This is a genomic window from Arthrobacter sp. 05T420 (assembly GCF_056396305.1).
The window spans coordinates 74,365-100,696 of the sequence record NZ_JBFTLG010000009.1 but is presented as its reverse complement, the minus strand read 5'-3'; the positions used below and the strand labels follow the sequence as shown (position 1 = coordinate 100,696).

Below are 26,332 nucleotides of genomic sequence, written 5' to 3'. Positions count from 1 at the left end.
CGCATGATCGAGATGCCGCCGCCGCCTGAACCGCCTGAGCTGGAGCCGGATAAGATCCGGGCCCTGATCGACTATGCCGACAGGATGGCCGCGTTTATGGAGGCTCAGATGGAGTTGGCCCGTGAGCTTGGCAGGGCAACTCCGGAGAACGACCTGAGCGAACTCGTCGAAGGCTGGCAGTTCACCGCGCAGGGCCTGCGGGACAGCTACGACGGACGGTTCTGAGGCAGAACAACCGCGGCGATAATCGGCGGCCACTCCAGGGTCGGCGGGCCGGTCTGCTTTCGATGGTGCAAGGATGACCTGATGACGCCAAGTACGGATCTAGTTCTGCAGGGACCTCGAGGGCGCCGCCTGTGTCTTGAGCTGGCGATGGCGCTGGATCCGGATGTCAAAACTGCGGCGTTCTGGTTGGCGTACGAACTTGAAAATGGGAGTGGGACATCGAGCGTCCTGCTGACCGCTTCCTCTCCCGGTGACATTGCGGATCCGCACTCCTCTCCGTCACCAGAGGAGCTCGCGGCCAGGCTCGCTTCTCTGAACTTTGCCGGCTTCGACAGTGAACTGATGCAGGGGGCCCTCGAGCGGTCGGTCGACACTGCAAGATACTGGCAGGAGCCCGATGGAGAAGATGTTATCGCAGGACTCCCGGTCATCACTGCGGCTTTGTCCACGGTCGCCGGACAACTCCTGGCAGCACCCGGCATCCAGTGGTACTGGCAGCCCCGCCGGGTTGAGCAGTGGGCCATTGACTGGCGACCGGCGGATGGCCCGGCACAGCTATCAAAGAATCCCCGACAAACACTGACCGAGTGGGGCCGCAAGGAACGTGCCGAGGAAGAACGCGCTGACCGCGAACTCCCGCACGACCCGCGCGCCAACTTCTCTGGAACGTGGTGGTCGATCCCGCACGGGCTGGTCCACACCGTTGGGCAAGTCCCGGCCGCCCTGAGTCTCGTAGAGGATGCCCTGGGGTGGGAGCATGCGACTACGGTTCCGGTTCGGGGAGCGGGCCGGACTCTTGAGATCGGCATAGCAGATGACTGGATTTCGCTGTGCCGCAAATTCCCGCTCGACGTCACCGCATCCCGGCGACACGACTGGTTCCGCACGACCGGGCGCGATGGCCTATGGGTCATCCCGGATTGGGAACAAGTGGCAAGCGAGTGGGATGCCGTGCACCTGACAGTCGTTGGTTACCTCAACGGCGCAACGCGAGCACTCCAGGTCGATACCCAAACGGCGACAGTCATCGCAGGATGGGACCCAGACAGTACGATCTGGCTCACGGACGTCGCACGTGAATGGGATGGCCCCCGGCAGACGTGGCACCGAGCCTCACACGGGGACCGCTGGACCTCGGTGCCGCATCAGCCGTAACGCCTCGCAATCCATGCGTTTTGAGGCACAGACGTTTCGAGACACCAAGCTGGATTACAGACATGAGTCGGTCTGCCCGCAAGGGGATCCTCTAGCGGACGGAACCTGGCGCTGGTCCTCGTACAAGCCCAGTCCCATCACTGTTGGGCCACGGACCTTGGCAGCCCTGGCGTTTGGCAGACCCCTAGATCTGCCTGGACCGGCTAGACCCTCCCACAGTGTCTGTTGAGGGATCTGTCAGATTGGCTGCTTTCTCGTCTTCCTTCAGGATGGAACTATGAATCTTGTCCGCTACATCGTTGACGCGGTCAACCGCCACTGGGCGGAGGAAGTGCAAATCCTCGGCATCTGGGAGGACGGGCCGGCTGCAGCCTGCCTTGTATACCGCCGGACTATAGATCCCTTGGTGGTTCTTGGCAGCAGGCTCGAGTTCCATACGAACGCAGCCGACGGCACTATCGAGGGCTTCGCTCGCGACGTAGCGGTAAACCTCGCCGAGCCGATTGGGACTGCCAAAAGTCGTCGAGACCAGCACGGCATCGTTTGGGTGGCTGTCCCAGATGACCGCCGGACACCCGAGCCGCCCTCCGAAGTAGTACGAGTTCTCAGCGACCAATGAAATTTGGGAGGCACGACCGCCCGAGCGAAGACGGTCGCCGGCAATCTTGTTTCCTGGGTTTCCGCAGGCGCGCTGCTCTAGGTTCAGCCGGGCGGAGAGCCTGAGCCTCTGCTGTTGCGAAGGTAAGAGGCCACTGCGACGACAATGAGAAGAACCGTGCAGCCAATGAGTACCCATGACGCCATGTGAGCGTCAGGGGCACCGCTGATCGTACAGATTTGGCCGGTGATGATCAGCGTACAAGTAACCGCGACCCAGATAAGTCCGGTCTTGTTGGGTTGTCCTACGGTCCGAACCATGATCGGCACTCTACCGGGCAGGGTTTGCGATGTCCTCGGTCCTGCCCGACCCGTCCGTTAGCCGGTCGATCGTCGGGCCCCAGCACCCTAAAGGCCGTCTGCGCGGATGCTGGAGCTGACGTGCCCGTATACCCCGCCCGACTAAATGCCCCGTGAAGGTACCCCAACGGCAACACCCCTGACGCCTCGCAATCCATGCGATGTAAGACAACTCAAAGCCCGGTTGCGCGACACCAAGTGGTCACAGAACGCCGCCACGAAACGCTGAACTCCACAAGATCCGCCGCGGCCGCACCGGAGCAACAGCCTCAGGCGGCTTCCGGCTTCAGCGAGATCCAGAGCATCGCCCCGTTGGGGTTCTCCGGCAGATCGGCGGCGTCTGGGTTGGCCACGTGCAGGGTCCGCCCGAACGCCTCTTCCGTCAGGCTGACCTGGTGGCCCGCGGCCGCCAGGCGGTCCCGCAGGGCGGCGAGGTCGCCGGTGTATTCAAAGCCCAGGCCGGACCGGGCGGCGCCGCTGGCTGGGCGCACCATCAGCACGCCGCCGTTCTTCGCCGTGAAATCCGCGGTTTCGTCATCATCCGGTGCAGGGCGCAGCCGGGCGCCCATATTCCGCAGGGTTTGGGCGGCGGCGGCAGCGTCCGGCGTGAACCAGACTTCGACGACGGCGAGGGCAGGATCGGCGTCCGCGCACTGCGCGCCGTGGGTGGCCTTGTCCGCAAAAAAGCCGAACCCGTCCTCGCCCGTGATGCGGCAGGTGTCCCCGTGGCGCGCGCTGACCAGCTCGGCCGGGGTGGTCCCGTCCTCCACTCCGGCCAGGTTGGTGCGGCGCGCGAATTCTGCCAGGTCTCCGACCTCGACGCCGAAGTCCGTCCTGCCGTCCTGCACGTTTCCTTGTTCGGCAGCGCCGCCGGATGCGGCATCCGCCGCTACGCGGTGCAGCGCGAGCCGGCCCGAGCCGGCGTCGAACTCCTGCCAGTCGCCGTCGTCGACCGTTCGCACCATGCCGAGGGCGGACAGCAGTTGCCCCCACTGGTCCATACGGGAGGTGTAGTGGATCGGGCGGACGCGCAGCATGGGATCTCCTTGCGAGGGACGGGAGTGGCTCCTCATGACATGGTGCCACCAAAGCACCCATCCGGTCAGCCCCGCGGAGCACAATGGTGCCATGGCTGTTGAACTTGAGGAACTGCTGGTGAAGGACGCCGCCGAGTGGCGCACCTGGCTGGAGCAGCACCACGCGCAGAGTCCGGGCGTGTGGCTGGTGCTGCATAAGAAGGGCGGATCAGTGACCGCGCTGGACTACGAGGCCGCGCTGCAGGAGGCGCTGTGCTTCGGCTGGATCGACGGCCAGGGCCGGCGGCGGGACGAGGAGAGCTCCTTCCAGAGGATGACCCGGCGGGGACCCAAGAGCGTGTGGTCCGCACGCAACGTGGAGCGGATTGAACGTCTGGAGTCGGCGGGACGGATGGCCCCGGCCGGACAAGCCGCCGTCTCCGCCGCCAAGGCGGACGGGCGCTGGGAGGCCGCCTACTCGGGCGCGGCGACGGCGGAAGTCCCGGATGATCTTGCCGCGGCCATCGCGGCGGAGCCCCGGGCGCAGGCGATGTTCGAGGTCCTGACGTCCGTGAACCGCTATGCCCTGATCTACCGCACCAACTCGGTCAAGCACGCCTCCACCCGGGAGAAGAAGATCGCCGGGTTCGTGGAGATGCTGGCCCGGTTCGAAACGCCATACCCGCAGACCAAACGGCCCCCAACTCCGTAACAGCCGGAACCGTCACGGCCGGGCCGGCAACGGCCGGGCCCGCGGACGGCCGTTCCCGTTCCCCGCGGCTCGCCGCGCCGGACCCCGGCCGGGCTGCATCCCAGAGAACTCCCAGCGGCCGTCCGGGCTGCGGATAGTTGCCGCTGGCAGAATAGGGCGGATGCTCCTTGCCCAGCGTGCCCCGCAACCCCGTGCCCCTCTGCCGCTGCCGTCCCAGCGGCGGCTCTTCTTCGCGGCAGCGGGCCTGCTGATCGCGGGGGAGACGGTCTTCTGGACCGTGCTCGCCGCCGTGCAGTCGAACAGCGGGGTGGCCGTTCTGGACGCGCCCGTGCACGACGGACTCGTCGCGTCCCGGAACCCGCTCGCCACCGCCATCCTGACGGCCGTGACCACCGTGACGTCGCCGCTGTGGATGACGGTGATCGGCTGCGCGGTGGCCCTGGCCTGGGCCGTCTGGAGACGGGAAGTCTGGCGTCCGGTCCTGCTAATCGGCGCCATGGCGGCCACCTTCGCGGTGTCCACGCTGATTAAACACGACGTCGGCCGCGGCCGGCCCGCCGCCAGCGACTTCATGCTGGGACCGGACGACGCCCTGTCGTTTCCCTCCGGCCACACCTTCGGCGCCGGCGTCTTCTTGTGCGTCCTCAGCTACCTGCTGGTGGCGGCCCGCGGGACGCGGACGGGCAAACGGACGACGTCGGTGCTCGCCTTCGCGGCCGCAGCCGCAGGAACGCTGGTGGTCGCCTTTAGCCGCCTGTACCTGGGCTATCACTGGCTGACGGACGTGCTCGCCGCCATGGGCCTGGCGCTCGCCGTTACCGGGATCGTCATCCTGGCCGACGGGCTGCGCGCCACCATGGCTCCGCGGCCTGCGCCGCTGGTGCCGGCCATGCTTCTGTCGCAACCCGACCCGGCGGAAGCTAGTCCGGCAGGGCCGGCCCCGGCGGAAGCTAGTCCGGCAGGGCCGGCCCCGGGAAGTTAGCCCGCCAGAGCCAGTCTCGTCAGAGCCCGACGCCCATCGCCTGGGCGATCACAACAGCCGAGGCTGAGGACCACGCCTGCGGGTGGCAGGACGCCGGATAGGGCACCGCGACGCCCGAGTCCTCGGCCCGGACCCCCGCGAACACCTCCGGCAGCCGGTGCCCAAAGGAGGCGGCCGCCGCGAGCAAGCCATCGGCGAGGATCTGGGCCTCGGCGATGAAACCGTCGGCAAGGAGGCCGCGGATCGCGATGGCGGTGTCGTGGCTCCAGACCGAGCCGCAGTGGTAACTGAAGGGCCAAAACCCCGCGGCCCGCCGGGAGATCGTGTGCACGCCGTAGCCGGAGAACAGCTCGGGGCTCACCAGCCGGTCCGCCACGATCCGGGCTTCGGCCGCATCCAGGATGCCCGTGCCCAGCAGGTGTCCCATGTTCGAGCCCGGTATGTCCAGCGGAACACCGTGCCCGTCCAGGGCCATGGCCGGGAACGGGCCGCCGTCGTCCTCCACCCAGAAGCGCTCGCGGAACCTGAGCCGGAGGGCAGCGGCGAAGTCCCGCAGCGCCTGCCCGCCGGGTTCCCCGTAGGCGTCGAACAGCTCCGCCGTTTCCATCGCTGCCTGGTACGCGTAGCCCTGCACCTCGGACAGGGCGATCGGCCCGTCGGCCTGGCGGCCGTCGCGGAACTGCATGGCGTCCCGGGAGTCTTTCCAGCCCTGGTTGCTCAGGCCGTGCCCCGACGCGTCCCGGTAGCTGAGGAACCCGGCGTTGCCCGCTGGACTGTTACCCGTTGCGGCGTTAACCGTTGCGGCGTCCTGCCCGGTTGCACCGGCGGCGAGCAGCCACTCCGCGGCGCGTGCCGCGTTCGGCAGCAGCGACCGGACCGCGTCGTCGTCCCGGCCGGTGCGCCAGAGTTCACCAAGCAGGCACAGCCACAGCGGGGTGGAGTCCACGGCCCCGAAGTACACCGGGGGCAGGCGCAGGCCCTGGCTCTCCAGCACTAGCTCCTTGGACCGCAGTTCGTGCAGGATCTTGCCGGGTTCCTCGGCGGCCGCGGCGTCGGTCCGGGTACCCTGGAAGGCTGCCAACGCGCGCAGCGTGCCTGCCGCCAGCCCGGTGTCGAGCCCGTTGTCCAGGGGCAGCAGCAGCCGCGCGGCCCAGAGCGAATCCCGCCCGAACAGCGTGAAGTACCAGGGCGCCCCGGCGGCGATAAACGGCGCGTCCGGCAGCTGGCGGGTGGCCAGCCGGAGCCCGGCCACTTCATCGAGGGAGTTATCCAGGAGCAGGCCCAGGGCCCCGGCCGGTCCGGGCAGGTTGGTCCCTGCGGGCGGGCGGGCCGCGGGCGGGCGGGCAGCCACCACGGCGTCGTCGGCGTCGGTCAGGACGGCCTGCCATTCGGCTTCGAACGGCCGGCCCCGGCCTAGGGTTCCGCGCCAGGTGAGGTGCCCGTCAGGGGTGACGGCGCCGGCCGCCGCCACCGTCAAGGCCTTGCCGCCCTCCTTCCAGCGGAGCGCAGACTGGTCGGCAGAGATCGGACCGGACGGGTCGCGGAAGCGGCTGAGGCGGATCTGGGCCATGTCCGTGAAGTCGGCGGCCAGTTCAATGTCGATTTCGACGTCGAGGGAATCCAGCGAGGTGCGCAGCTGCAGGGTGTGCCGCACCACGCCCGGCGTCACAGTCCAGGTCTGGAGGAGCTCGACGGCGGGATCCTCGGTGGGTCCCGGGATGCCCCGGACCAGGCCCCGGACGCGCAGGACACCGCCGGGCTCGGTCTCGACGGCCGAGGGTTCGGGTTCAAGGCCGTTGACGCGCACCAGCGCCCGGCAGAGCATCCGGGTGTCGCCGTGGAGCAGCCCGGTGAACCCGGCAGGATCACCAGAGTCGCCTGCTCCGGGCGGTTTGACCTCGCCGGCCAGGCGGCCGTCGGGATCGAGCCACAGCTGTGTGGGGGCGGCAACGGAGCAGTATTGGCGGTGCAGGCCTGGCTGAACAGTCATCCGCCCACCCTATCTCCAGAGCAGTCTTAGGGAGACGGTTGCTCATCCACCGGGAACGCCACGGCCTCGCCCACCACGCGAAGCCGCAGCTCCGTACCGGGGCGGGCGATCGAGGCGTTCCAGTGCCGGATGGTGATGATTTCCCCGCCGCCGGGGTAGCGGTGGTCCGGGACGGCGCCGGCGGCAAGGACCGGGGGGACCGGGAGCTGGAGCCGGACCGTGGTCTCGGGGCCGAAGTAGTCGGTATCCACCACCGTGCCGCGGATGGGGCCGTCCTCGGAAATGCGGATCTGCTCGGGCCGCAGCATCAGCTGGACCCGGCCCTGGGCGGGCGGGCGTCGAACGGGGATCCCGCCGAGCGAGCACGTGGCCAAGGAGCCTTCCATCCAGGCGTCCAGGATGACGGCGTCGCCCAGGAATTCCGCGGTGGCACGGTCCGCCGGGCGCGTGTAGACGACGAACGGGTTGCCGATCTGGGCCAGCCTGCCGCCGCGCATCACAGCCACCTGGTCGGCGAAGGACAGCGCCTCGGCCTGGTCATGCGTGACCAGGATGGTGGTGACGCCGGCGTCCTTCAGGACCTGGGCCACGGCGCGGCGGGTGGCCACCCGCAGGCCGGCGTCCAGGGCGGAGAACGGCTCGTCCAGCAGCATGAGCGCGGGCTTGCGGGCCAGCGCCCGGGCCAGGGCGACCCGCTGCTGCTGGCCGCCGGAGAGCTGGTGCGGGCGGCGCTTGGCCATGGCCGGGTCCAGGGAGACCATTTCCAGCAACTCGGCCACTCGCGCCTTGACGCCGCGGTGCCCGCCAGGGAGCTGCGAGGCGTCCAGGCCAAAGGAGATGTTCTGCCCGACCGTCAGGTGCGGGAACAAGGCGCCGTCCTGGGCCACGTAGCCGACGTGGCGTTTGTGGGCGGGCACCCAGGCGTTCTCGCCCGCCACTTTGCTGCCGTTAAGCGAGATGCTGCCGGTGTCCGGGTGTTCGAAGCCGGCAATCAGGCGCAGGAGCGTGGTCTTGCCGGAGCCGGACGGTCCCACGATCGCCGTCGTTCCACCCCTGGCGACGGAGAGGTTGACGCCCTTGAGGACGGCCTGGGGGCCAAAGTTCTTGGTGACCGCGTCGATTTCCAGGTGGCTGTTGGTGCTGGTGGCCACGGATGCCGAGACTCGCGGCTCGGGGAGACGTGAGTGGGCCTCACGCGACGGGTAAACATCGGTCACTGTCCGGCTACTTTCTTGGACTGCTGGAAGAGCAGGTAGGTCATGGGCGCCGAGATCAGGATCATCAGCAGCGCATACGGGGCGGCGCCAGCGTAGTCGATTTCGCTGCTCTTGCTCCAAAACTCGGTGGCGAGGGTGCGCGTCCCGTTGGGCGAGAGCAGGAGGGTGGCCGTGAGTTCGTTGACAATCCCCAGGAACACCAGGGCCGCCCCGCCGGCCGCGGCGGGGGCCGTGAGGCGCAGCGTCACGCGCAGGAAGGCCAGCAGCGGCGGCTTGCCGAGCACCTGGGCGGCCTCGTCGAGTTCCTTTGGTGCCTGGGCCAGGCCCGAGCGGATGTTCACGAGGGCCCGGGGGAGGAACAACAGCACATAGGCCGCGATGAGGAGCGCCGAGGTCTGGTACATGCTGGGCACCATCCGGATGCTCACGGTCACGAAGGCCAGGCCCACCACAATCCCGGGCATGGAGCTGGTGATGTAGTTGGACAGCTCCAGCGACTTGCTGAACCAGCCGGGGCGCCGCACGGCCATGTAGGCCATGGGGAACGCGACCACGGTGGTGACGACGGCCGCCGCAAGGCCATAGGCCAGGGTCTGCAGGAGGGCCGGCATGAATTCCTCGGCTGCCCAGATGTCCGGGCCGCCGGTGACGATCCAGCGCAGCACAAATGCCAGCGGCAGGCCGAATGCCAGCGCCGTGAGGGCGATCAGGGACAGCTGGGCCGGGACCTGGTAGGCGTGCAGGGGCAGCCGCAGGGCGCGCGCCTGGGCACCCGAGCCGACCCTGGCGTACCGGGCGCTGCCGCGGCTGCGGACCTCGACGAGGAGCAGGATCAGGCATAGGAACACCAGGACGCTGGCGAGCATGTTCCCCGCGGTCCCGTTGAACGTGGACTGGTACTGCACCATGATCGCTGTGGTGAAGGTGTCGAAGCGGATCATCGCGAACGCCCCGTATTCGGCCAGCAGGTGCAGCGCGACCAGTAGCCCGCCGCCGGTCATGGCGATGCGCAGCTGCGGCAGCACCACGCGGAAGAACGCGCGCCAGGCGCCGAGGCCGAGGGAGGCGGCGGACTGTTCGATCGCCGGGTCCAGGCGGCTGAGTGTCGCCGCGGCCGGAATGTACACGAGCGGGAAATAGGACAGCGTGGCGATGAGGACCCCGGACCAGAGTCCGCCGAGGGAGGGCACCGCGGAAACCCAGGCGTAGCTGTTGACGAAGGCGGGGATGGCCAGCGGGGCGGCCAGCAGCACGGCCCACCACTTCCGGCCCACCAGGGACGTGCGTTCAACCAGCCACGCCCCGCCGACCCCCAGGACCAGGCACAGCGGCACCGTCACCACGGTGAGCAGCACCGTGTTCAGCAGGAGTTCGCCCACGCGCGGGCGGATGATCAGTGCGGCGGCGGTGTCCCAGCCGGTGGAGGCCGTCATGAAGATCACGTAGGCCAGGGGAATGAGGGAAAACAGGGCGATCAGGACCGCAATGATGGAAACAACAGAAACGCCGAAAGGCGGGCGGGGGCGCTTGCCCCTGCCCGCCGTCGTCGTGTCCCCGGTTATTTTGGGGACCGCCAGCTTGGAAGTCACTGCCGCTACAGCAGCCCTGCTTGGGTCATCAGCTCGGTGACCTTGGCGGAATTGAGCTTCGCGGGATCCACTGTGGGTGCCTGCAACTCCTTGAGCGGAACCAGCTTGTCGTTGGACGGGACGTCCGAGGCGACGGCGTACTCGAAGGAGGTGCCCTTCTGCAGTACTTCCTGGCCCTTCTTTCCGGTGATGAACTTCAGGAAGGACTGGGCCGCCGCGGCGTTCTTCGAGGACTTCAGCACGCCGCCGCCGGAGATGGAGACGAAGGCGCCAGGGTCCTGGTTCTTGAAGTAGTGCGGCGTGACGTTCTTGGAGTTCTCGCCGGTCTTGGCCTGGTCGCCGTAGTAGTAGTAGTGGTAGATCAGGGCGGCGTCCACTTCGCCGGCGTTGACGGCCTTCATGGCCGTGCTGTTGCCCTTGTACGCCTTGGAGTTCTCTTTCATGCCCTTGAGCCATGCCTGCGTGGCGGCTTCGCCCTTGAGTTCCAGCAGGGCCGAGACGATCGCCTGGAAGTCGGCGCCGGACGGCGAGGCTGCCCACTTGCCCTTCCACTCGGGGTTGGCCAGGTCCAGCATGGACTTGGGCAGCTTGTCGGCGCTGATCTTGTTCTTGTCATAGACCAGGACGGTGGAGCGGGCTGCGATGCCGGTCCACTTGTTGGTGGAGGGACGGAACTCAGCGGGGACCTGGTCCACGGTGGCTTTGTCCACGTCCGCGAAGAGACCGGCGTTTTCCACCTGGGCCATGGCGGGTGAGTTCTCGGTCAGGAAGACGTCCGCGGGTGAGGCCTGGCCTTCCTGGATGATCTGGTTGGACATTTCGGTGTCGTCGCCCTGGCGCAGGGTGACCTTGATGCCGGTTTCGGCCGTGAAGGCGTCTACCCACTCTTTGGTCAGGGACTCGTGCTGGGCGTTATAGACCGTGATCTCGCCGGCGGCCGAGCCGCCAGCCGCTGCACTGCTGCCAGCCGGGGCAGCGGAACCGGAGCCGCAGGCGGCCAGGCCCAGGGCGGCAGTGGCTGCCAGGGCGATGCCCGCCAGTGCGTTGTTGCGGATCTTCATTGGGCTACTTTCTGCAAGGAATTCGTCGTCGGTGCCCGGACCCCCGTGAGCGGGGAAGTTAGGGCATGCTCACTACGAAAGACTGTAGGTTAGCCAAACCTAAGCGACCAACCTGAAGGCGCCATAAGTGATGAGGATCACATGAATTACGAAACTGTTGCGTGACCTAATTGGTCAGGGTTGCGGTGCGGCGGCCGCAGCGATCGATGCGGCCGCCTCCAGCACCATCCAGGCCTGGAGCTGTGTGGACAGCTCGACGGCGGCGCCCTCCGGATAGCTGCGGCGAGCCGGAAGTTCGGTGCGGTCGGAGAAGATGAGGTGGCTGCCGGGGCGCGCGAGGCGGTCCTGCGGCGGGAGGATCCGGCGGCCTTCCCAGAGGGCCTCGGCGGTATCGTTCACGAGTGCCGCCGCCGTGGCCCGGGTTTCGGCGGGCAGCCGTTTGTCGACGGCGGCAAGGGCCAGATAGCGGACGAGGATCCCGGTGAAGAGTCCGCCGTCGCCTGTTCCCTCGCAGCGCAGCACCGCGGCGGTGCGCCCCAGCAGCGGGGCCGGATGCGTGAGGTTGCTTGCCACGGCTTCCACCAGTGCGGCCGCACGTCCGAGGTTCGCCTCGCCCCCAAGTTCCAGCAGGGCCCCGAGCACGGGCCCCTGGTTGTAGGTGTAGATGGTCTCTTCCAGCACCACGTCGCCCGTGCCGGAAATCCGCAGGCCGTCCCGGTAGAGGCCCTGCCCGGGCTCGTAGAGCCTGGCGTCCAGCCAGTCCAGCAGTGCCTGCGCCTTGTCCGGGTTGCCCGTCCGCGCGTAGTGGAGGGCCACCGGTGCGGTGGCGGGCGTGTTCTTGAAATCGCGCTTCGTGCTCCAGAACGTGCCGCCGCCGAGGTCGTCGGTGGACGCGGAGTCGAACTGCAGGGTCAGGCTCTGCAGGACCTTGGCGTTGCGTCCCCGGCCGGTGTTTTTGCGGGTGTCCTCGGCGAGCTTGTCCAGCCGGAGCGTGGCCAGGGCCAGCCAGGCCATGTCGTCGTAGTAGTTGTTGACCACCGTGAGGAAATTGCGCAGCCGGATGCCGGTGACGAGCCGGGAGGCGAGGCGGCCGGCGCTGGGCCGGTTCTCGCCGTCGAACTTGGCGCCCGGACGCCCGGGCGAGCCCAGTTCCCGCCGGCCGGCGTCCACGAGGCAGTCCAGGTAGTGTGCCTGCCACCAGTAGTGCCAGGGCCGGGACAAATTCTTCAGCCGGCCGGACGGCCGCAAGATCGCGGCGATGTGGGTTCCCGGCAGGAAAAAGAGCCGCTGCCCGAAAAGCCTGGTCACCGAGCGGGCGGCCTCGTCCGCGCGGAAGGACCAGTTGGGGGCGGAGGTGTCGGGTCGGGTCATGAGCCCAGCCTAATCGCGGGAGCCCGTCCGGACCGCGATCGTGACCGCGCCGTCGGCGGGTGCGCCCAAAGGTGCGCAACGGCCGCATTCCAGTTAACATTCACTAACTAATGTTCCCGGCGGACCGGTGCTTCAGGCGCCGTCCGCGTTGAGGCCTCGCGGCCGGGGTTCGGTTCCACATCAAGGAGGATGCATGGACATCAAGGGTACTGTCGCACTGATCACGGGCGGGGCCTCGGGTCTTGGAGCGGCCACGGCCAGGCGCCTGTTCGACGCCGGTGCGTCGGTGGTGCTCGTGGACCTGCCGGGTTCCGCCGGGGACGCCTTTGCCGCCGAACTGACAGCCTCCGCCGCTGGTGCCGCCGCTCTCGGTGCCGGTGCCGCTCCCGCCGCCGGTGCCTCCGCGGCCAATGGCGGCCGCACCGCCGTCTTCGTCCCCGCCGACGTCACGGACGAGGTGCAGGTGCGGGCCGCCGTCGATGCCGCCGCCGCCCTGGGCCCGCTGCGCATCGTGGTCAACTGTGCCGGGATCGCGACCCCAGGCAAGGTCCTGGGCCGTGACGGCGTGCTGCCGCTGGAGGCCTTCAACCGCGTCATCCAGATCAACCTGGTGGGCACCTTCAACGTGATCCGCCTCGCCGCGGCCGCCATGGCAGCCACCGAACCCGCCGCCACCGAACTCGGCGGCCCGGAACGCGGAGTCATCATCAACACCGCCTCCGTTGCCGCGTTCGACGGCCAGATCGGCCAGCCCGCCTACGCCGCTTCCAAGGGTGCCGTGGCCGCCATGACGTTGCCGATCGCCCGCGAACTGGCGCGCTCGCTGATCCGGGTGGTCACCATTGCACCTGGCATTTTCGAGACCCCCATGATGGCAGGGCTGCCGCAGGAGGCGCAGGACTCCCTGGGCCAACAGGTGCCGCACCCCTCGCGGCTGGGCCGCCCCGCCGAATACGCGAACCTTGCCGCCCACATTGTGGAGAACGCCATGCTCAATGGCGAAACCATCCGCCTCGACGGCGCCATCCGAATGGGCCCGAAATGACCTGGTCTGGAATGTCCGGTTCCGGAGTGACCGGGACAGGGCTGGGCGCGACGGACGCACCGTCTGCGGCCGCACCCCCTGTGGCCGCACCATCCACCGCAGGGCTCCCCACGGCTGACTTCTTCGACTACGAATCCCTGCTCAACGCGGCGGAGCGGGCCAAACTGGTACAGCTGCGGGACTTCCTGGCCGTCGAGGTCGCCCCCTTCGCCACCGACTGGTGGAACAAGGCAGAATTCCCGGCCCACATCCTTCCCAAGCTGGCCGCCTTGGAGCTAAGCGCCCCGGCCCAGCGCGGCTACAGCAACCTGTTCGCCGGAATCGTCATCGCCGAGATGACCCGCGTGGACACCTCGCTCGCCACCTTCTTCCTGGTCCACCATGACCTCTTCGTGGAGTCGCTCTACGGCTTCGGCTCCGAGGAGCAGAAGGCTCGCCTGCTCGAGGACGCGGCGAACCTTCGCACCACCGGCGCCTTTGCCCTCACGGAACCGGATCACGGCTCGGACGTTGCCGGCGGCATGGAAACCCGGGCCCGGCGGGTCCCCGGCGGCGCGGCCGACGGCGGCGATGCCTGGGTGCTCAACGGCGCCAAGCGCTGGATCGGCAACGGGACGTTTTGCGACTACATGCTGGTCTGGGCCCGGGACGAGGCCGACGGCGGCATCCGCGGCTTCATCGTCGACGCCACCTTGCCGGGCGTGAGCCGGAGCCGGATCGAGAACAAGATTGCCCTGCGCACGGTGCAGAACGCGGACATTGTCTTCACCGACGTCCGCGTGGCCGAAACGGACCGCTTCGCCGGCATCAGGAGCTTCGAGGACACCAACGAGCTCCTGCGCGGTTCCCGGATCATGGTGGCCTGGCAGGGCGTGGGGCAGCAGCTCGCCGCGTTCGACGTCGCGCGGCAGTACGCCGTCGAACGTCAGCAGTTCGGCCGCCCGCTGGCAAAGTTCCAGCTGGTTCAGCAGCAGCTGGTGACCATGCTCGGCAACGCCGTGGCCAGCATGGGCATGATGGTCCGGATCGCGCAGCTGCAGGACCAGGGCGCGGCGGACATGCCGCAGGTGGCCCTCGCCAAGTCCTATGTCAGCGCCCGGATGCGCGAAACCGTGGCGATGGGCCGGTCCCTGCTGGGCGGCAACGGGATCGTCACCGACTACCGGATGGCCAAGATCTTCTCCGATGCCGAGGCGATCTACACCTACGAGGGCTCGTTCGAGATCAACACGCTGATTACGGGGCGTGCCGTCACCGGAGTGTCCGCGATCGTGTAAAAGGTCATCTGGAGTGTGACCGGCTAGAAGCGGCCGTCTAGAAGACCCCGGGCTCCTTCTCGCCGGCCGCGATCCGGTAGTCGAGGCTGTTGTTCTTCACCGGCATGGGGCAGGTGCCGTACGGGGTGAAGGCGCTGGGGTAGTTGATGGCCCGGTTGAAATCCAGGACCACACTTCCGTCAGGCCGAGGCTTTGCGGTGGAGACTTTCCGCCACTCGTCGGTCGATTCCCCATTGGTCTCGTCGTGGAACGTCACCGTCAACGCGCCGAGCTTCTCCTCCTCGGCCTGCAGGTGGAATTCGTGGTCCGTGCCGGGAAGCCGGAAGACGAGTTCTCCCACCGAGCGGTGAACCCCGTCCACCAGCGGGTTGGCGGTGCCGATTGGGACGTCCACGGGCTCGGGATAGGGCGCGAACCGGGCCTCCACCACCAGGTCCGGGCGGAAGTCGAAGGTGGGCACGCCGTCGAACTCGGTCAATGCGGGGGACCGGGAGTCGCGCGTGCGGATGGCGTACTTGTCCGCCCGCATGGCGAGCTCCACCACCACTTGGCGGCCGTCGTCGCCGCCGTACTGGACCCACATGAGGGATTCCTCGTCCGAGAGCACGGCGCTGATGGTGCCGTCCACGGGATCGCCGGTATCCACAAGGGTCAGGCCGTCGGATACGGCGGCGGTGAGGAACGCCGTCGTGCCGTCATTGGACCAGAGCCCGGGGGCGAGCTCGACGGCGGCCGGCCGGTCCTCGAGCCACTGGAACGAGGTCAGTGTCAGCCAGCCGTGGTCGCTGGCAAGGGCCGCGTTCCGGCTGTTCCGGAAGCGCTGCCAGCGGGCAAGCTGCGGGTCGGCCGCGGCCTCAGTTGTTCGCGTCGAACCTGTCCCGGGTTCAGGAGCGGTCATGGGTACCTCCAGGGGTATCAGCCCAACTAGCTGGCAGCAGGGGCCGTTTTGAGGCCTCAGAACGGCCCCTGCTGCTAGTCAGTTGGGGGTGGGTGGGATTCTGAGGCTGGCAGCCACGAGTTGGGCCGCGGTGGCTCCGGTGGCGGTGGCCGCGTCCGGGTCGCCGTCGAGCACCCCGCTGGCCAGGCCGCCGTCGAGCAGCAGGGTCAGGCTGCGGGCGAGCCGGTCCGGGTCCCGGGCGCCGGCGCGGACGGCCAGGTCCCGGATCCAGGCGCGGATCTGCCGTTTGTGGGCCACGGTCCGGTCGTGGACCCGGGTGCCGGCGGCCGACTCGGCGGCGGCGTTGATGAAGGCGCAGCCGCGGTAGCCGTCGCGGCGGCAGGCGGTTGTCAGGGCATCGAACAGGCCCACGAGCTGCGCGGCCGGGTCTTCGCCTGCGGCCTCGGCGGCGGCGTGAAGCTGCCTTGTCCAGATGCCGTCGACCTTTTCCAGATAGGCCAGGATGAGGTCGTCCTTGGCCGGAAAGTACTTGTAGAACGTGGCTTTCGCGACGCCCGACTCGGCGATGATGGTGTCGATGCCGGCGGCCCGGAAGCCGTGGGCATAGAAGAGCCGGAAGGCCGTGGCCAGGATTTTCTCCCTGGCATGCCCGGCGGGGGTGCGGGCAGCCGGCGGGGCAGTGGCTGCTGGCAGCGTCATGACACCATCGTACACAGACAAGTCTGTCTACACCCGGGCGTGCGGCCCCGTGCGGCCCGTCAGGCTTCGACCTGCGCGGCCCGGATGTCTTGTTGCGGGCAGGTCTGTCTGCTAGCGTCGGGTCCAAGGGGTAGACGGACCTGTCTACCTGCGGGTTTGGGGTGAGCTCCTGGTGAGCGGAATCGAGGACGCCATGAAGATTGCAGTACTGGGAACCGGCACGGTGGGGCGCACGATTGCCGGCGCACTCGCGGGCCTGGGGCACGACGTCGTGATCGGCACCCGCGACCCGCAGGCGACGCTCGCCCGGGCCGATCCGGACAGGATGGGCACCGCGCCGTTCGCCCAGTGGCAGGCCGCGCACACCGGAATCGGCCTCGCAGACTTTGCTGACGCGGCGGCCGGCGCAGAGCTGATCGTCAACGCCACGCAGGGCGGCGGGTCCCTGGCGGCTCTGGCCGCCGCGGGCACCGGGAACCTCGCCGGCAAAGTCATCATGGACGTCTCCAATCCGCTGGACTTCTCGCAGGGCATGCCGCCGTCGCTGAACCCGGTGAACACGGACAGCCTCGCCGAGCAGATCCAGCGGGCCTTCCCCCATGCCCGGGTGGTGAAAACCCTCAACACCATGACGGCGTCGGTGATGGTGAATCCGGCGAGCGTGGCCGGCGGCGATCACTCGGTGTTTGTCTCCGGGGACGACGCCGACGCGAAGGCCGCCGTGACGGAACTTCTCAAGGGCTTCGGCCACCGCGACGTGATCGACCTCGGGGATATCACCAGTGCCCGCGGCCCGGAAATGCTGCTGCCGATCTGGCTGCGCCTCTGGGGTGCGCTGGGCACAGGCGAGTTCAATTTCAAGGTCGCGCGCTAACTGAACTGGCCCTGCCGGGGCGGTGCCGCGGGGCCTGACACTATCTGAGACGGAATTCCGGCCGGGAGTGCCTGCAGGTAACATCCCATGGGAAGAAGTAATCGGGCTCACAGTATCCAGCGCAGTGTACGAGCCAAGTCGAACCCTCGAAAGATAGTTTCCATGGCTGACACTGCAATGCATTCCGACACCGATCTTGCCGCCGAACTCCGGGCTGATGTCCGCCGGGTCTCCACCCTCCTCGGCGAATCCCTGGTCCGCCAGCACGGGCCCGAGCTCCTGGACCTCGTCGAGCAGGTGCGCCTGCTGACCAAGGAATCCAAAGAGGCCGCCCGCGGCGGGGCCGACGCCACCGGGCCGTGGAGCTCGTACGACGTCGTCGCCCAGGTCCGCGAGCTGCTCGGATCCCTGCCGCTGGACCAGGCCACCGACCTGGTCCGCGCGTTCGCGTTCTACTTCCACCTCGCGAACGCCGCCGAGCAGGTCCACCGGGTCCGCGGGCTGCGCACCCGGCAGGAGAAGGATGGCTGGCTCGCCAAAGCCGTCGAGGAGATCGCGGACCAGGCCGGCAACTCCGTGCTGCAGGAAGTCGTCAACGAACTCGACGTCCGGCCCATCTTCACCGCACACCCCACCGAGGCCTCCCGCCGCTCCGTGCTGGACAAAATCCGGCGGCTCTCGGACATCCTGTCCGAATCCACCGCGGAGGGCACATCCGCGCGCCGCCGTCAGGACCGCCACCTGTCCGAAGTGATCGACCAGATGTGGCAGACGGACGAGCTCCGACAGGTCCGGCCCACCCCCGTGGACGAGGCCCGGAACGCCATCTATTACCTCACCGGCATCCTCAGCGACGCCATGCCGGAAATGCTCTCGGACCTCTCTGAGCTGCTGGCCGAGCACGGCGTCACGCTGCCGCCGGAGAAGGCCCCGATCCGCTTCGGCTCCTGGATCGGCGGGGACCGGGACGGTAACCCCAACGTCACCGCCGCCGTCACCCGCGAAATCCTCCAGATCCAGAACCAGCACGCCGTACGGATCAGCATCGGCCTGATCGACGGCCTGATCTCCATCCTGTCCAACTCGACCGCGCTGGCCGGGGCGGACCCGGAACTCCTGGACTCGATCGACGTCGACCTGGGGAACCTTCCCGGCCTAGACCGCCGCGTCCTCGAGCTGAACGCGCAGGAGCCGTACCGGCTCAAACTGACCTGCATCAAGGCCAAGCTGATCAACACCGGCCGGCGCGTAGCGGCCGGATCCGCGCACGAGCCCGGCCGCGACTACACCGCCACCGGGGAGCTCCTCTCCGAGCTCGGCCTGCTGGAACGGTCGCTGCGGAACCACCACGCCGCTCTCGCCGCCGACGGCGCCCTGTCCCGGGTCCGCCGCGCCATCGCCTCGTTCGGTTTGCACCTGGCCACCTTGGACATCCGTGAGCACGCCGACCACCACCACGACGCCGTCGGGCAGCTCATGGACCGCCTTGGCGGCCCCGGTGTCCGGTATGCGGAACTCAGCCGCGCCGAGCGGCTCGAGGTGCTGGGCTCGGAGCTTGCGTCCCGGCGCCCGCTCTCCGGCCACCCGATCAAGCTCGACGGCGTCGCCGACGGCACGTACGACGTCTTCCGGGAGATCCGGCGTGCCCTGCGCACCTACGGCCCCGACGTGATCGAGACCTACATCATCTCCATGACCCGCGGCGCGGACGACGTCCTGGCCGCGGCCGTGCTGGCCCGCGAAGCCGGCCTGGTCAGCATCTTCGGCGAGGCGCCCTACGCCAAGATCGGCTTCGCGCCGCTGCTGGAGACCGTCGACGAGCTCCGTGCCTCGGCCGAGATCGTGGACCAGCTGCTCTCCGATTCTTCCTACCGTGAACTGGTCCGGCTCCGCGGCGACGTGCAGGAGATCATGCTCGGTTACTCGGACTCCAACAAGGAATCCGGCGTCATGACCAGCCAGTGGGAAATCTACAAGACCCAGCGCAAGCTCCGGGACGTGGCCGCGAAACACGGCGTCCGCGTGCGCCTCTTCCACGGCCGCGGCGGCTCGGTGGGCCGCGGCGGCGGCCCGACCTACGACGCCATCATGGCCCAGCCCAACGGCGTGCTCGAGGGCGAGATCAAGTTCACGGAGCAGGGCGAGGTCATCTCGGACAAGTACTCCCTGCCGGAGCTGGCGCGCGAAAACCTCGAGCTCTCCCTCGCCGCGGTGATGCAGGGCTCGGCCCTGCACCGCGCGCCGCGGACCTCCGAGGACCAGCGCGTGCGTTACGGCGACGTCATGGAAACCGTCTCCGACGCCGCGTTTGCGCGCTACCGCACGCTGATTGAGGACCCCGACCTGCCCGCTTACTTCATGGCCTCCACCCCGGTGGAGCAGCTGGGATCCCTGAACATCGGATCCCGTCCGTCCAAGCGGCCCGATTCCGGCGCCGGCCTGGAGGGGCTGCGGGCCATCCCGTGGGTGTTTGGCTGGACGCAGTCACGGCAGATCGTGCCGGGCTGGTTCGGTGTGGGTTCCGGCCTCAAGGCCGCGCGCCAGGCCGGAAATTCGGCCCAGCTCAAGGAGATGATCGAGGGCTGGCACTTCTTCCGCTCGGTGCTGTCCAACGTGGAAATGACTCTGGCGAAGACGGACATGGACATTGCCGGCTACTACGTCTCCACCCTGGTACCGGAGGAGCTGCACCACCTGTTCCGTGCCATTCGGGACGAGTATGAGCTCACCGTCGCGGAAATCCAGAACCTCACGGGTGAGCACGTGATCCTCGACGCCCAGCCCACCCTGAAGCGATCCCTGGAGATCCGGGACCAGTACCTCGACCCCATCAGCTACCTGCAGGTGGAACTGCTCCGCCGCGTTAGGGCCGAGGCCGCGGCGGGCATGTCCGGTGCCGAGATCGACGAGCGCCTCCAGCGGGCCATGCTGATCACGGTCAACGGAGTCGCCGCCGGGCTGCGCAACACCGGGTAGCCTGCACCCTTCCGGGGCTCCCAAGGTTCCAGTCCCTCAGTTCCTGTGCCTCGGGACGTACGGGAGCGGCCGCGTGCATCCGGCCGTTCCCTCCGGGGCTGAGGGGGCGGCTAGGGTTGTTCCATGCCGTCGTTCCAGACCAGACTCAAGATCACCGGGCTCAAGCCGGGCACCGCTCCAGAAGCGGTCATGGCCGCGGCCATCGAGGCGCTCGGGACGCGGCACCACGTCGAATCGCACCAGCTTGAGCTCGCCGGCGGCGTGCCTCAGTTGAACCTGCGCTTCCTGGTCGATGCCACCGCGTACAGCGCGGAAAACCGCCAGGCGCTGGAGTCGGCAGCCATGATGCGCGACGCCGTCGAACGCGTTGCGCTCACCGGAGCACTGACCGTCCTGCGCCGCAGCCGCGGCCGGTGGGCACCCGTCTAAAAAAGTCGGGCGTCTAAAAGTCCAGTTCCTCGTCCGGGTCGGCCGCGGCGGTCTCCACGGGGGAGCGGCTGCCGCGGCGCCGCGTGACGATCACGCCCACGATGGCGCCGATCGCCAGGCCGACGCCGACCCCGATCAGGGAGCTCGCCCAGAACGGGAGCCCGGTGGCGGAGCCCGTGAAATAGCCCAGCGCCACGGACCAGCTTGCCCAGAGCAGGCCGCCGATGGCCGCGCAAAGGCTGAACCCGCGCGTCGAGACGTTCGCAATGCCCGCCGCGGCCGTCGTCGCCAACCGCCCTCCGGGGATGAAGCGGATACCGATGATCGCTCCGTACGTGGAGGAACGGCCTGCCTTCGCTATCGCCGCGTGCACGGCCGCGTGGAACCACAGGCCCCATTTCCAGCGGTCGAGAACGTGGCTCAGCCGGCGCTTGAAGAGCTGGAAGACGAGAAGGTCGCCGAGCCACGAGGCGACCGCGGCCAGGAGAATCACGAGGAAGGCATTGATGTGGCCCTCTGCCGAGAGCGCGCCGCCGGTGATGACGACCATTTCAGAGGGAAGAGGCGGGAAAATCGCATCGCCGATCACGAGGGGGAAGATCCAGAAATAGATTGCGGCGCCCCAGCTGTCCGCATTTCCGAAGTCCATGGGCACAAGGTACCGCACTTCCAGCCGCTAGCGTGCCTCGCTGAGTTCCAGTCTGCTGCGGTACTCCACCGGGGTCCCCGAGATGGGGTCGACGAAGCGGATCCCGCGGGCCAGCAGCTGCAGCGGCTTGGTGTAGTCGTCCGGGGCCTTGTCCAGCAGTTCCGGGTAGAACGCATCGTTGACGATCCCCAGCCCCAGTGAGGCCATGTGCACGCGGAGCTGGTGCGTCTTTCCCGAGTGCGGCTCCAGCCGGTACAGCGCGCGGCGTTGGGGGCCGACGTCGGGTGCGCTGTGGGGTGCGCTGTCTGTGGCGGCGTGCGGTCCGCCGTCGGGTGCGCCAAACGTGTGCAGGCGCTCGATGCGGGTTTCCGCGTTGGGCTCGCCGTCAACCACCTCGGCCAGCAGGTAGCTGCGGGACTTGGTCATCCGGTTCCGCACTACCACCGGGAAGTCCACGGTGGGGTGGCCCGGCGCCGGCTCTGCGGCGGCTACACACTCGTATTCCTTCTGGACCTGGCGCTTTTCGAAGAGCACCTGGTACTTGCCCCGGGTCTCGGGGTTTGTGGAGAGCAGTAGGATGCCGGCGGTCATGCGGTCGAGGCGGTGCATCGGGATCAGGTCCGGGAGGCCGAGCTGGTTCCGGAGTCGGACCAGGGCCGATTCCTGGATGTACGTCCCGCCGGGGGTGGTGGGCAGGAAGTGCGGCTTGTCGACGACCAACAGGTGATCGTCCTGGTGCAAGATGTTGAGCTCCACCGGGATCCGGGTCTCCGGCGGCAGGCTGCGGTAGTACCAGATGAACGTATGGTCCTGCATCGGTGTTGTGCGGTCCAAGGCTATCCCGGCCTCGCCTACGATCTCGCCGGCGTCGAACCGGTCCTCGATGCCCTGCGGGTCGATGTGCCCCCAGCGGTGCATCATGTAGTCCAGCGCGGTCTCCCAGGGTCCGTCGTCCGGCAGGCGCAGGCGCGTTGCATTGACGCCGTCGCGCACGGGGAGAGGGGATTGCATCACCCGACCATTCTACTTGCCCGGCTCCTGCCCCGCCCCGGCGCCTCCCCTGCTGCGAGGCGCGGGCGCTGCCCGACCGCCCCCGCTGCCCGATCCGCCCCCGTCCGAGGCTCCACCGCTGCCCGATCCGCCCCGTCCGAGGCTCCAGTTCGCCGGAAAGGTTCCAGTTCGCCGGAAAGTTCCGGCGACCTCGAAGGCTTGCGGCGAACTCGCGAGGCCGCGCCCGCATCCTCCCACCGACGAGAAAAAAGTTCTTGACAAATAAAATTGTCGGCTGGCATGCTTGAAGCATGTTGGACATCGGAGTGATTGAGGATCCGGCCGCGGCGGAGGCTTCGCTTGACCCGATCCGGACGCGGATCCTGCGCGAGCTGGCCGAGCCCGGCTCCGCGACGCAGCTCGCCACCAAGGTGGGCCTGCCGCGGCAGAAGGTGAACTACCACCTCAAGGCCCTCGAGCGGCATGGGCTTGTTGAGCTCGTCGAGGAGCGACGGCGCGGCAACGTGACCGAACGCATCCTGCAGGCGACGGCGGCGTCGTACCTGATTTCGCCGGCGGCCCTGGCCTCTGTGGCGCCGGACCCGCGCAGGTTCTCGGACCGCTTTTCCGCCTTCTGGCTGTTGGCGCTCGCCGCCCGCATGGTCCAGGAGGTGGGCCAGCTGATCGCCGGGGCGGCCGCGGCCAGACAGAAACTCGCCACCTTTGCCATCGACGGCGAGATCACCTTCCGGTCGGCAGCGGACCGGGCGGCCTTCGCCGAGGAGCTCGGCGCCGCCGTGACCCTGCTCGTGGACAAGTACCACGACAGTGGAGGAGACCCCCCGCCAGGTGCGCCGGCAGCTGCCCGGCCGGCCGGCCGCAAACACCGGCTGGTCGTCGCGCTCCACCCCTCGCTAAAGGCGCCCCCACCCAAGGCAGCGCACCCAGAACCACACGCTGGCCCGCGCACTACCCACCCACAAGCTGCAAACCCACAAGCCAAGGAGCAGGACAATGACTGACAAACGGAAATTCGAAATCGTCTACGACAGCGAACTGCCCGGTACGCCCGAGCGGGTGTGGGAGGCCGTTACCAAGGACACCCCGGCGTGGATGTTCCCCACGGACCAATGGCCGGCCGTCCGGACCGTTGACGAGTACCCCTCCCATCTCGTCTCCCGGATGGATGGACCGGACGGCTGGTTCAACCAGCTGGAGCACGTCCTGGAACCGCTCGACGGCGGCCGCGCCCGGCTGCACTATGTGCACAGCGGCATCTTCGCGGACAACTGGGATGAGCAGTACGACGGCGCCAGCAAGCACACGGCGTTCTATCTGCACACCCTGGGCCAGTACCTGAAGTACTTCGACGGCAAGCGGGTGGTCTTCACCGACGTCCAGGCACCCGCCGCGTCGCAGACCCCGGACGGCTTCGACCGGCTCAAGAGGGCCCTTGGTGTCGCCGGTTCGGACCAGGGGGAGACGGTGCAGCTGGAGCTCGACGGCGTCGGGTCGCTCACCGGCGAAGTCGACTTCTCGAATGAGAACTTCCTCGGCCTGCGGACGGTGGACACGATGTACCGCTTCTTCGGGCGCAACGTCTTCGGCGCACCGGTGGGAATGACCGTGCACGACTTCAGCGGCAGCGGGGACGCGACGGCGACGGCGAACGCCTGGGCCGGGTTCCTGACGGATATCTACGCCTAGGCTCGCGACGCGCATCTAGTCTGGCGACTCGCATATGCCCTGCCGACACCCGGATTCGGGCGTCGGCAGGGCATATGCGCAGCGCGGGAAGAACGTGCGTCGACAGGGCATTTGCGCAGCGCAGGAGAGAACCTGCGTCACTAGGGCATTTGCGCAGTGCAGGGAAGTTCCTGCGTCGCCAGGGCGGCCCTACCGGTCTCGGTTCAGGCGATGGCAGCGGCCGGCGGGGCTGACAGATTGCGCCTTAGCTGCGGCGCGCCGTCCAGCCGGTCCTGGGCCGAACGCAATGCCAGGACGGCCGTCTCCAGTTGCTCCGGCGGCAGGGTGAACGGCAGCCGCAGGTATTGCTCGAACGCGCCGCCGACGCCGAACCGGGGCCCCGCGGCCAGCCGGATCCCGAAGTCCGGGGCCACCACTGCCAAAGCCGTGCTGATCGGCATCGGAAGTCGGCACCAGACGGACAGTCCGCCGTCGGGCCATTCCGGCTCCCAGCCCGGCAGGTGCGCGCGGATCAGTTCCAGCAGCGTGTCTCGGTTGCCGCGCAACTCGGCGAGCCGGGCAGGGAGCGGCTCCGTCATGGCGTTGACCAGGTGTGCCGCGGCGAGCTGTTCCACAACGGGCCCGCCCAGGTCCATGATGGTGCGTGCGGCCGCGAATCGCTGGATGAGCGACTCGCTGGCGCGGATCCAGCCCGTGCGCAGCCCTGCCCAGTGCGATTTGCTGAGGGAACCTAGGGAGACCACGGCCGGGCTAAATGCGGCCATGGGGGTCGAGACGGCGCCGTCGAGGTTCAGCTCCCGCAGCGTCTCGTCTGCCACGAGAACGGTGCCCGACGCCGTGGCCGCCTTCACGAGGCGGCGGCGCTGGGAATCGGGCATCAGCCGGCCGGTCGGGTTGTGGAAGTCCGGCACCACGTAGGCCATCGCGGGCCGCTGCTGCAGCAGCGCCGATTCCATGGCTTCGAGGTCCCAGCCGGCCGGTGCATTCGAATTAGTGTTGTCGGGCCCCGGGCCGTTACGTGCTGGGCCGTTACCGACTGCGCCGGCGTGGCCGGTGGGATGCGCGGCGGGCATGGCCACCGGGACCGGGCGGCCGCCCGCCGCCCGGATCGCGTCGAGGGCGTTCGGGTAGCTCGGGTGTTCCACCAGCACTTTGGTCCCCGAGCGGCCGGCCAACGTGCGGAGCACAATGTTCAACGCATGTTGGGCGCCCGAGGTGACCAGGATCTGTGCGGCCGTTGTCGGAACGCCGGCGGCGGTGTACCGGGCCGCGATGGCTTCGCGGAGCGGACCCACGCCCAGGGCGTCGTAGCCGAAGCCCGGCAACAGCGCCGGCAGCTCAGTCAGTGCCGCGGCAAAGGCCCGGTGCACCACTTCGCCGCTGGCGGGCAGGGAGGCATAGGCCAGGTCCAGGATCCCGTCCGGCACGGCCAGGCCGGGCGCGCCACTCAGCCGCAGGGCGCCGTCATGACCACCTGCATGCGCGGGCCCCTGGCTCGGGATGCAGCTCCGGCTCCGGCTGCCCTGGCCGCTGCTGAGGAAGCCCTGCTCGCGCAGCAGGGCGTATGCCGCGGTCACCGTGGTCCGGCTGATGCCAAGGGTCGCTGCCAGCGATCGCTCGCTCGGCAGGGCGACGTCGAGTCCGACGCGGCCGTCGAGGATGAGCAGGCGGACGACGTCGGCCAGCTCGCGGTAGGCGGGGGCGGCGCCGACGTTCCACTCGCCCAGCAGTCGGGCCAGCGACCCCGGAGTCAAAGAGACAGGCATAAAGCCAGTATTTCAAACTGGCTATGGATTGCAAGGCCAGTTTTCGTGGAGGATGGAAACCATGTTGACCCGCAGACTTCTTCAGCTCCTTGTTGGCCTCGCCATGTACGGCGTTTCGCTCGCGATGTTCATCCGGGCCGGACTGGGACTGGATCCCTGGGATGTCTTCCACCAGGGACTCGCGGTCAAGACCGGACTGAGCATCGGCACGGTGGTGGTGATCGTCAGCTTCCTCGTCCTGCTCCTCTGGATTCCGCTCCGTCAGTGGCCCGGCGTCGGCACGCTGTGCAACGCCGTGCTGGTGGGTGTGTTCGCCGACGTCGGACTGGCCCTCATACCGGAGTTCTCGCACCTAGGCGGCCAGATCGGAATGCTCGCGGGGGCCATCCTGCTCAACGGCATCGCCTCGGCCTGCTACATCGGCGCCCGCCTCGGCCCCGGAGCCCGGGATGGACTCATGACGGGACTCGCCCGGCGCACGGGCTGGTCCGTGCGGACATCCCGGACCGGCATTGAAGTGGTGGTTCTCGGCGCCGGCTGGCTGCTGGGCGGTTCGGTCGGTGTGGGCACAGTGGTGTACGCGCTGGCGATTGGCCCGTTGGTCCAGCTGTTGCTGCCGCGGTTCACGGTTCCGGAAGTGCGGACCGTCTCCGGGGCCGCGACTGAAACTGAAGCTGCTGACATTGCTGGCGTGGCCGGGGCGGCCGTCCCGGCAACCGCATCCAGCGGCCGGACCGGCTGATCCCC

General features: G+C 68.4%; 24 protein-coding genes. 13 read left to right on the top strand and 11 right to left on the bottom strand.

Translation table 11 applies throughout. The features are described from left to right. The first annotated feature begins 3 nt into the window (after positions 1 to 3). The 3 genes from AC1DEM_RS10605 to AC1DEM_RS10595 all read left to right on the top strand — a co-directional run bounded on the left by AC1DEM_RS10605 (position 4) and on the right by AC1DEM_RS10595 (position 1,999). Entirely contained in the window at positions 4 to 225 is a 222-nt protein-coding gene (locus AC1DEM_RS10605; protein ID WP_476884329.1) for a hypothetical protein, read from the top strand. Positions 226 to 306: 81 nt separating this feature from the next. Next, entirely contained in the window at positions 307 to 1,380 is a 1,074-nt protein-coding gene (locus AC1DEM_RS10600; RefSeq protein ID WP_476884328.1) for a hypothetical protein, read from the top strand. A 277-nt stretch (positions 1,381 to 1,657) separates the two neighbouring features. Further along, the gene (locus AC1DEM_RS10595) at positions 1,658 to 1,999 is read left to right on the top strand and encodes a hypothetical protein (protein ID WP_476884327.1); all 342 of its coding nucleotides are present in this window, start codon (positions 1,658 to 1,660) and stop codon (positions 1,997 to 1,999) included. A gap of 607 nt (positions 2,000 to 2,606) precedes the next feature. On the opposite strand, the gene AC1DEM_RS10590 is transcribed toward AC1DEM_RS10595, so the two are convergent. Further along, positions 2,607 to 3,374: a VOC family protein gene (locus AC1DEM_RS10590; protein ID WP_476884326.1), complete on the bottom strand. Its 768-nt coding sequence runs from the start codon at positions 3,372 to 3,374 to the stop codon at positions 2,607 to 2,609. A gap of 91 nt (positions 3,375 to 3,465) precedes the next feature. Here AC1DEM_RS10590 and AC1DEM_RS10585 point away from each other — a divergent pair, with 91 nt between their 5' ends. Both AC1DEM_RS10585 and AC1DEM_RS10580 read left to right on the top strand, forming a co-directional pair. Continuing rightward, positions 3,466 to 4,065: a YdeI/OmpD-associated family protein gene (locus tag AC1DEM_RS10585; RefSeq protein ID WP_476884325.1), complete on the top strand. Its 600-nt coding sequence runs from the start codon at positions 3,466 to 3,468 to the stop codon at positions 4,063 to 4,065. Between the two features lie 160 nt (positions 4,066 to 4,225). Next, positions 4,226 to 5,047, top strand: a complete 822-nt coding sequence (locus tag AC1DEM_RS10580; RefSeq protein ID WP_476884324.1) for a phosphatase PAP2 family protein — start codon at positions 4,226 to 4,228, stop codon at positions 5,045 to 5,047. 19 nt (positions 5,048 to 5,066) lie between these two features. On the opposite strand, the gene AC1DEM_RS10575 is transcribed toward AC1DEM_RS10580, so the two are convergent. The 5 genes from AC1DEM_RS10575 to AC1DEM_RS10555 form a co-directional block, all read right to left on the bottom strand. After that, complete coding sequence (locus tag AC1DEM_RS10575; protein ID WP_476884323.1) at positions 5,067 to 7,037, bottom strand: glycogen debranching N-terminal domain-containing protein; 1,971 nt, start codon at positions 7,035 to 7,037, stop codon at positions 5,067 to 5,069. A gap of 26 nt (positions 7,038 to 7,063) precedes the next feature. Beyond that, positions 7,064 to 8,254, bottom strand: a complete 1,191-nt coding sequence (locus AC1DEM_RS10570; RefSeq protein WP_476884322.1) for an ABC transporter ATP-binding protein — start codon at positions 8,252 to 8,254, stop codon at positions 7,064 to 7,066. Next, positions 8,251 to 9,843 (bottom strand): ABC transporter permease, encoded by a 1,593-nt coding sequence (locus AC1DEM_RS10565; protein ID WP_476884321.1) that lies wholly within the window; start codon positions 9,841 to 9,843, stop codon positions 8,251 to 8,253. The genes AC1DEM_RS10570 and AC1DEM_RS10565 overlap by 4 nt, the downstream gene beginning before the upstream one ends. Positions 9,844 to 9,848: 5 nt before the next feature. Continuing rightward, positions 9,849 to 10,904 (bottom strand): iron ABC transporter substrate-binding protein, encoded by a 1,056-nt coding sequence (locus AC1DEM_RS10560; RefSeq protein ID WP_476884320.1) that lies wholly within the window; start codon positions 10,902 to 10,904, stop codon positions 9,849 to 9,851. Between the two features lie 174 nt (positions 10,905 to 11,078). Then, positions 11,079 to 12,275, bottom strand: coding sequence for a glycoside hydrolase family 76 protein (locus AC1DEM_RS10555; RefSeq protein ID WP_476884319.1), 1,197 nt, complete (start codon positions 12,273 to 12,275; stop codon positions 11,079 to 11,081). Positions 12,276 to 12,468: 193 nt separating this feature from the next. Between AC1DEM_RS10555 and AC1DEM_RS10550 the strand changes: the two genes are divergently transcribed. Together AC1DEM_RS10550 and AC1DEM_RS10545 are read left to right on the top strand one after the other, a co-directional pair. Continuing rightward, positions 12,469 to 13,320, top strand: coding sequence for an SDR family NAD(P)-dependent oxidoreductase (locus AC1DEM_RS10550; protein WP_476884318.1), 852 nt, complete (start codon positions 12,469 to 12,471; stop codon positions 13,318 to 13,320). Beyond that, a complete protein-coding gene (locus AC1DEM_RS10545; RefSeq protein ID WP_476884317.1) occupies positions 13,317 to 14,597 on the top strand; it encodes an acyl-CoA dehydrogenase family protein in 1,281 nt (426 codons plus the stop codon). Before AC1DEM_RS10550 ends, AC1DEM_RS10545 begins: the two co-directional genes overlap by 4 nt. Positions 14,598 to 14,634: 37 nt before the next feature. Here AC1DEM_RS10545 and AC1DEM_RS10540 read toward each other — a convergent pair whose 3' ends face one another. Both AC1DEM_RS10540 and AC1DEM_RS10535 read right to left on the bottom strand, forming a co-directional pair. Continuing rightward, positions 14,635 to 15,495, bottom strand: coding sequence for a DUF1684 domain-containing protein (locus AC1DEM_RS10540; protein ID WP_476884316.1), 861 nt, complete (start codon positions 15,493 to 15,495; stop codon positions 14,635 to 14,637). Positions 15,496 to 15,573: 78 nt separating this feature from the next. After that, positions 15,574 to 16,194 (bottom strand): TetR/AcrR family transcriptional regulator, encoded by a 621-nt coding sequence (locus tag AC1DEM_RS10535; RefSeq protein ID WP_476884315.1) that lies wholly within the window; start codon positions 16,192 to 16,194, stop codon positions 15,574 to 15,576. 193 nt (positions 16,195 to 16,387) lie between these two features. Here AC1DEM_RS10535 and AC1DEM_RS10530 point away from each other — a divergent pair, with 193 nt between their 5' ends. From AC1DEM_RS10530 to AC1DEM_RS10520, 3 genes are all read left to right on the top strand, one after another. Beyond that, complete coding sequence (locus AC1DEM_RS10530; protein ID WP_476884314.1) at positions 16,388 to 17,068, top strand: NADPH-dependent F420 reductase; 681 nt, start codon at positions 16,388 to 16,390, stop codon at positions 17,066 to 17,068. 162 nt (positions 17,069 to 17,230) lie between these two features. After that, entirely contained in the window at positions 17,231 to 20,044 is a 2,814-nt protein-coding gene (gene ppc / locus AC1DEM_RS10525) for a phosphoenolpyruvate carboxylase (RefSeq protein WP_476884313.1), read from the top strand. Between the two features lie 123 nt (positions 20,045 to 20,167). After that, on the top strand, positions 20,168 to 20,473 hold the full coding sequence (locus AC1DEM_RS10520) for a hypothetical protein (protein ID WP_476884312.1): 306 nt from the start codon (positions 20,168 to 20,170) through the stop codon (positions 20,471 to 20,473). Positions 20,474 to 20,486: 13 nt separating this feature from the next. Here the strand turns inward: AC1DEM_RS10520 and AC1DEM_RS10515 are convergent, their stop codons facing one another. Both AC1DEM_RS10515 and AC1DEM_RS10510 read right to left on the bottom strand, forming a co-directional pair. Continuing rightward, a complete protein-coding gene (locus tag AC1DEM_RS10515) occupies positions 20,487 to 21,122 on the bottom strand; it encodes a DedA family protein (protein ID WP_476884311.1) in 636 nt (211 codons plus the stop codon). A gap of 27 nt (positions 21,123 to 21,149) precedes the next feature. After that, positions 21,150 to 22,133 (bottom strand): RluA family pseudouridine synthase, encoded by a 984-nt coding sequence (locus AC1DEM_RS10510; protein ID WP_476884417.1) that lies wholly within the window; start codon positions 22,131 to 22,133, stop codon positions 21,150 to 21,152. 290 nt (positions 22,134 to 22,423) lie between these two features. Here AC1DEM_RS10510 and AC1DEM_RS10505 point away from each other — a divergent pair, with 290 nt between their 5' ends. Both AC1DEM_RS10505 and AC1DEM_RS10500 read left to right on the top strand, forming a co-directional pair. Then, positions 22,424 to 23,134, top strand: coding sequence for a helix-turn-helix domain-containing protein (locus AC1DEM_RS10505; RefSeq protein ID WP_476884310.1), 711 nt, complete (start codon positions 22,424 to 22,426; stop codon positions 23,132 to 23,134). Beyond that, positions 23,127 to 23,819 (top strand): SRPBCC family protein, encoded by a 693-nt coding sequence (locus AC1DEM_RS10500; protein ID WP_476884309.1) that lies wholly within the window; start codon positions 23,127 to 23,129, stop codon positions 23,817 to 23,819. The genes AC1DEM_RS10505 and AC1DEM_RS10500 overlap by 8 nt, the downstream gene beginning before the upstream one ends. Before the next feature lie 203 nt (positions 23,820 to 24,022). On the opposite strand, the gene yczR is transcribed toward AC1DEM_RS10500, so the two are convergent. Beyond that, positions 24,023 to 25,585 (bottom strand): MocR-like transcription factor YczR, encoded by a 1,563-nt coding sequence (gene yczR, locus AC1DEM_RS10495; RefSeq protein WP_476884308.1) that lies wholly within the window; start codon positions 25,583 to 25,585, stop codon positions 24,023 to 24,025. Between the two features lie 61 nt (positions 25,586 to 25,646). Between yczR and yczE the strand changes: the two genes are divergently transcribed. Beyond that, positions 25,647 to 26,327 carry a membrane protein YczE gene (gene yczE, locus AC1DEM_RS10490; protein WP_476884307.1) on the top strand — a complete coding sequence of 227 codons (681 nt, stop codon included), beginning with the start codon at positions 25,647 to 25,649 and terminating at the stop codon, positions 26,325 to 26,327. Positions 26,328 to 26,332 lie beyond the last annotated feature (5 nt).

What these genes read in the sequence shown, in the direction of transcription:
- AC1DEM_RS10585 (WP_476884325.1), top strand. Translation starts at nt 3,466, where the DNA reads ATGGCTGTTGAACTTGAGGAACTGCTGGTGAAGGACGCCGCCGAGTGG.
- AC1DEM_RS10600 (WP_476884328.1), top strand. Translation starts at nt 307, where the DNA reads ATGACGCCAAGTACGGATCTAGTTCTGCAGGGACCTCGAGGGCGCCGC.
- AC1DEM_RS10575 (WP_476884323.1), bottom strand. Translation starts at nt 7,037, where the DNA reads ATGACTGTTCAGCCAGGCCTGCACCGCCAATACTGCTCCGTTGCCGCC.
- AC1DEM_RS10505 (WP_476884310.1), top strand. Translation starts at nt 22,424, where the DNA reads ATGTTGGACATCGGAGTGATTGAGGATCCGGCCGCGGCGGAGGCTTCG.
- AC1DEM_RS10595 (WP_476884327.1), top strand. Translation starts at nt 1,658, where the DNA reads ATGAATCTTGTCCGCTACATCGTTGACGCGGTCAACCGCCACTGGGCG.
- AC1DEM_RS10545 (WP_476884317.1), top strand. Translation starts at nt 13,317, where the DNA reads ATGACCTGGTCTGGAATGTCCGGTTCCGGAGTGACCGGGACAGGGCTG.
- AC1DEM_RS10510 (WP_476884417.1), bottom strand. Translation starts at nt 22,133, where the DNA reads ATGCAATCCCCTCTCCCCGTGCGCGACGGCGTCAATGCAACGCGCCTG.
- AC1DEM_RS10550 (WP_476884318.1), top strand. Translation starts at nt 12,469, where the DNA reads ATGGACATCAAGGGTACTGTCGCACTGATCACGGGCGGGGCCTCGGGT.
- AC1DEM_RS10580 (WP_476884324.1), top strand. Translation starts at nt 4,226, where the DNA reads ATGCTCCTTGCCCAGCGTGCCCCGCAACCCCGTGCCCCTCTGCCGCTG.
- AC1DEM_RS10520 (WP_476884312.1), top strand. Translation starts at nt 20,168, where the DNA reads ATGCCGTCGTTCCAGACCAGACTCAAGATCACCGGGCTCAAGCCGGGC.
- AC1DEM_RS10590 (WP_476884326.1), bottom strand. Translation starts at nt 3,374, where the DNA reads ATGCTGCGCGTCCGCCCGATCCACTACACCTCCCGTATGGACCAGTGG.
- yczR (WP_476884308.1), bottom strand. Translation starts at nt 25,585, where the DNA reads ATGCCTGTCTCTTTGACTCCGGGGTCGCTGGCCCGACTGCTGGGCGAG.
- AC1DEM_RS10500 (WP_476884309.1), top strand. Translation starts at nt 23,127, where the DNA reads ATGACTGACAAACGGAAATTCGAAATCGTCTACGACAGCGAACTGCCC.
- AC1DEM_RS10515 (WP_476884311.1), bottom strand. Translation starts at nt 21,122, where the DNA reads ATGGACTTCGGAAATGCGGACAGCTGGGGCGCCGCAATCTATTTCTGG.
- AC1DEM_RS10605 (WP_476884329.1), top strand. Translation starts at nt 4, where the DNA reads ATGATCGAGATGCCGCCGCCGCCTGAACCGCCTGAGCTGGAGCCGGAT.
- AC1DEM_RS10555 (WP_476884319.1), bottom strand. Translation starts at nt 12,275, where the DNA reads ATGACCCGACCCGACACCTCCGCCCCCAACTGGTCCTTCCGCGCGGAC.
- ppc (WP_476884313.1), top strand. Translation starts at nt 17,231, where the DNA reads ATGGCTGACACTGCAATGCATTCCGACACCGATCTTGCCGCCGAACTC.
- AC1DEM_RS10560 (WP_476884320.1), bottom strand. Translation starts at nt 10,904, where the DNA reads ATGAAGATCCGCAACAACGCACTGGCGGGCATCGCCCTGGCAGCCACT.
- AC1DEM_RS10530 (WP_476884314.1), top strand. Translation starts at nt 16,388, where the DNA reads ATGAAGATTGCAGTACTGGGAACCGGCACGGTGGGGCGCACGATTGCC.
- AC1DEM_RS10540 (WP_476884316.1), bottom strand. Translation starts at nt 15,495, where the DNA reads ATGACCGCTCCTGAACCCGGGACAGGTTCGACGCGAACAACTGAGGCC.
- AC1DEM_RS10535 (WP_476884315.1), bottom strand. Translation starts at nt 16,194, where the DNA reads ATGACGCTGCCAGCAGCCACTGCCCCGCCGGCTGCCCGCACCCCCGCC.
- yczE (WP_476884307.1), top strand. Translation starts at nt 25,647, where the DNA reads ATGTTGACCCGCAGACTTCTTCAGCTCCTTGTTGGCCTCGCCATGTAC.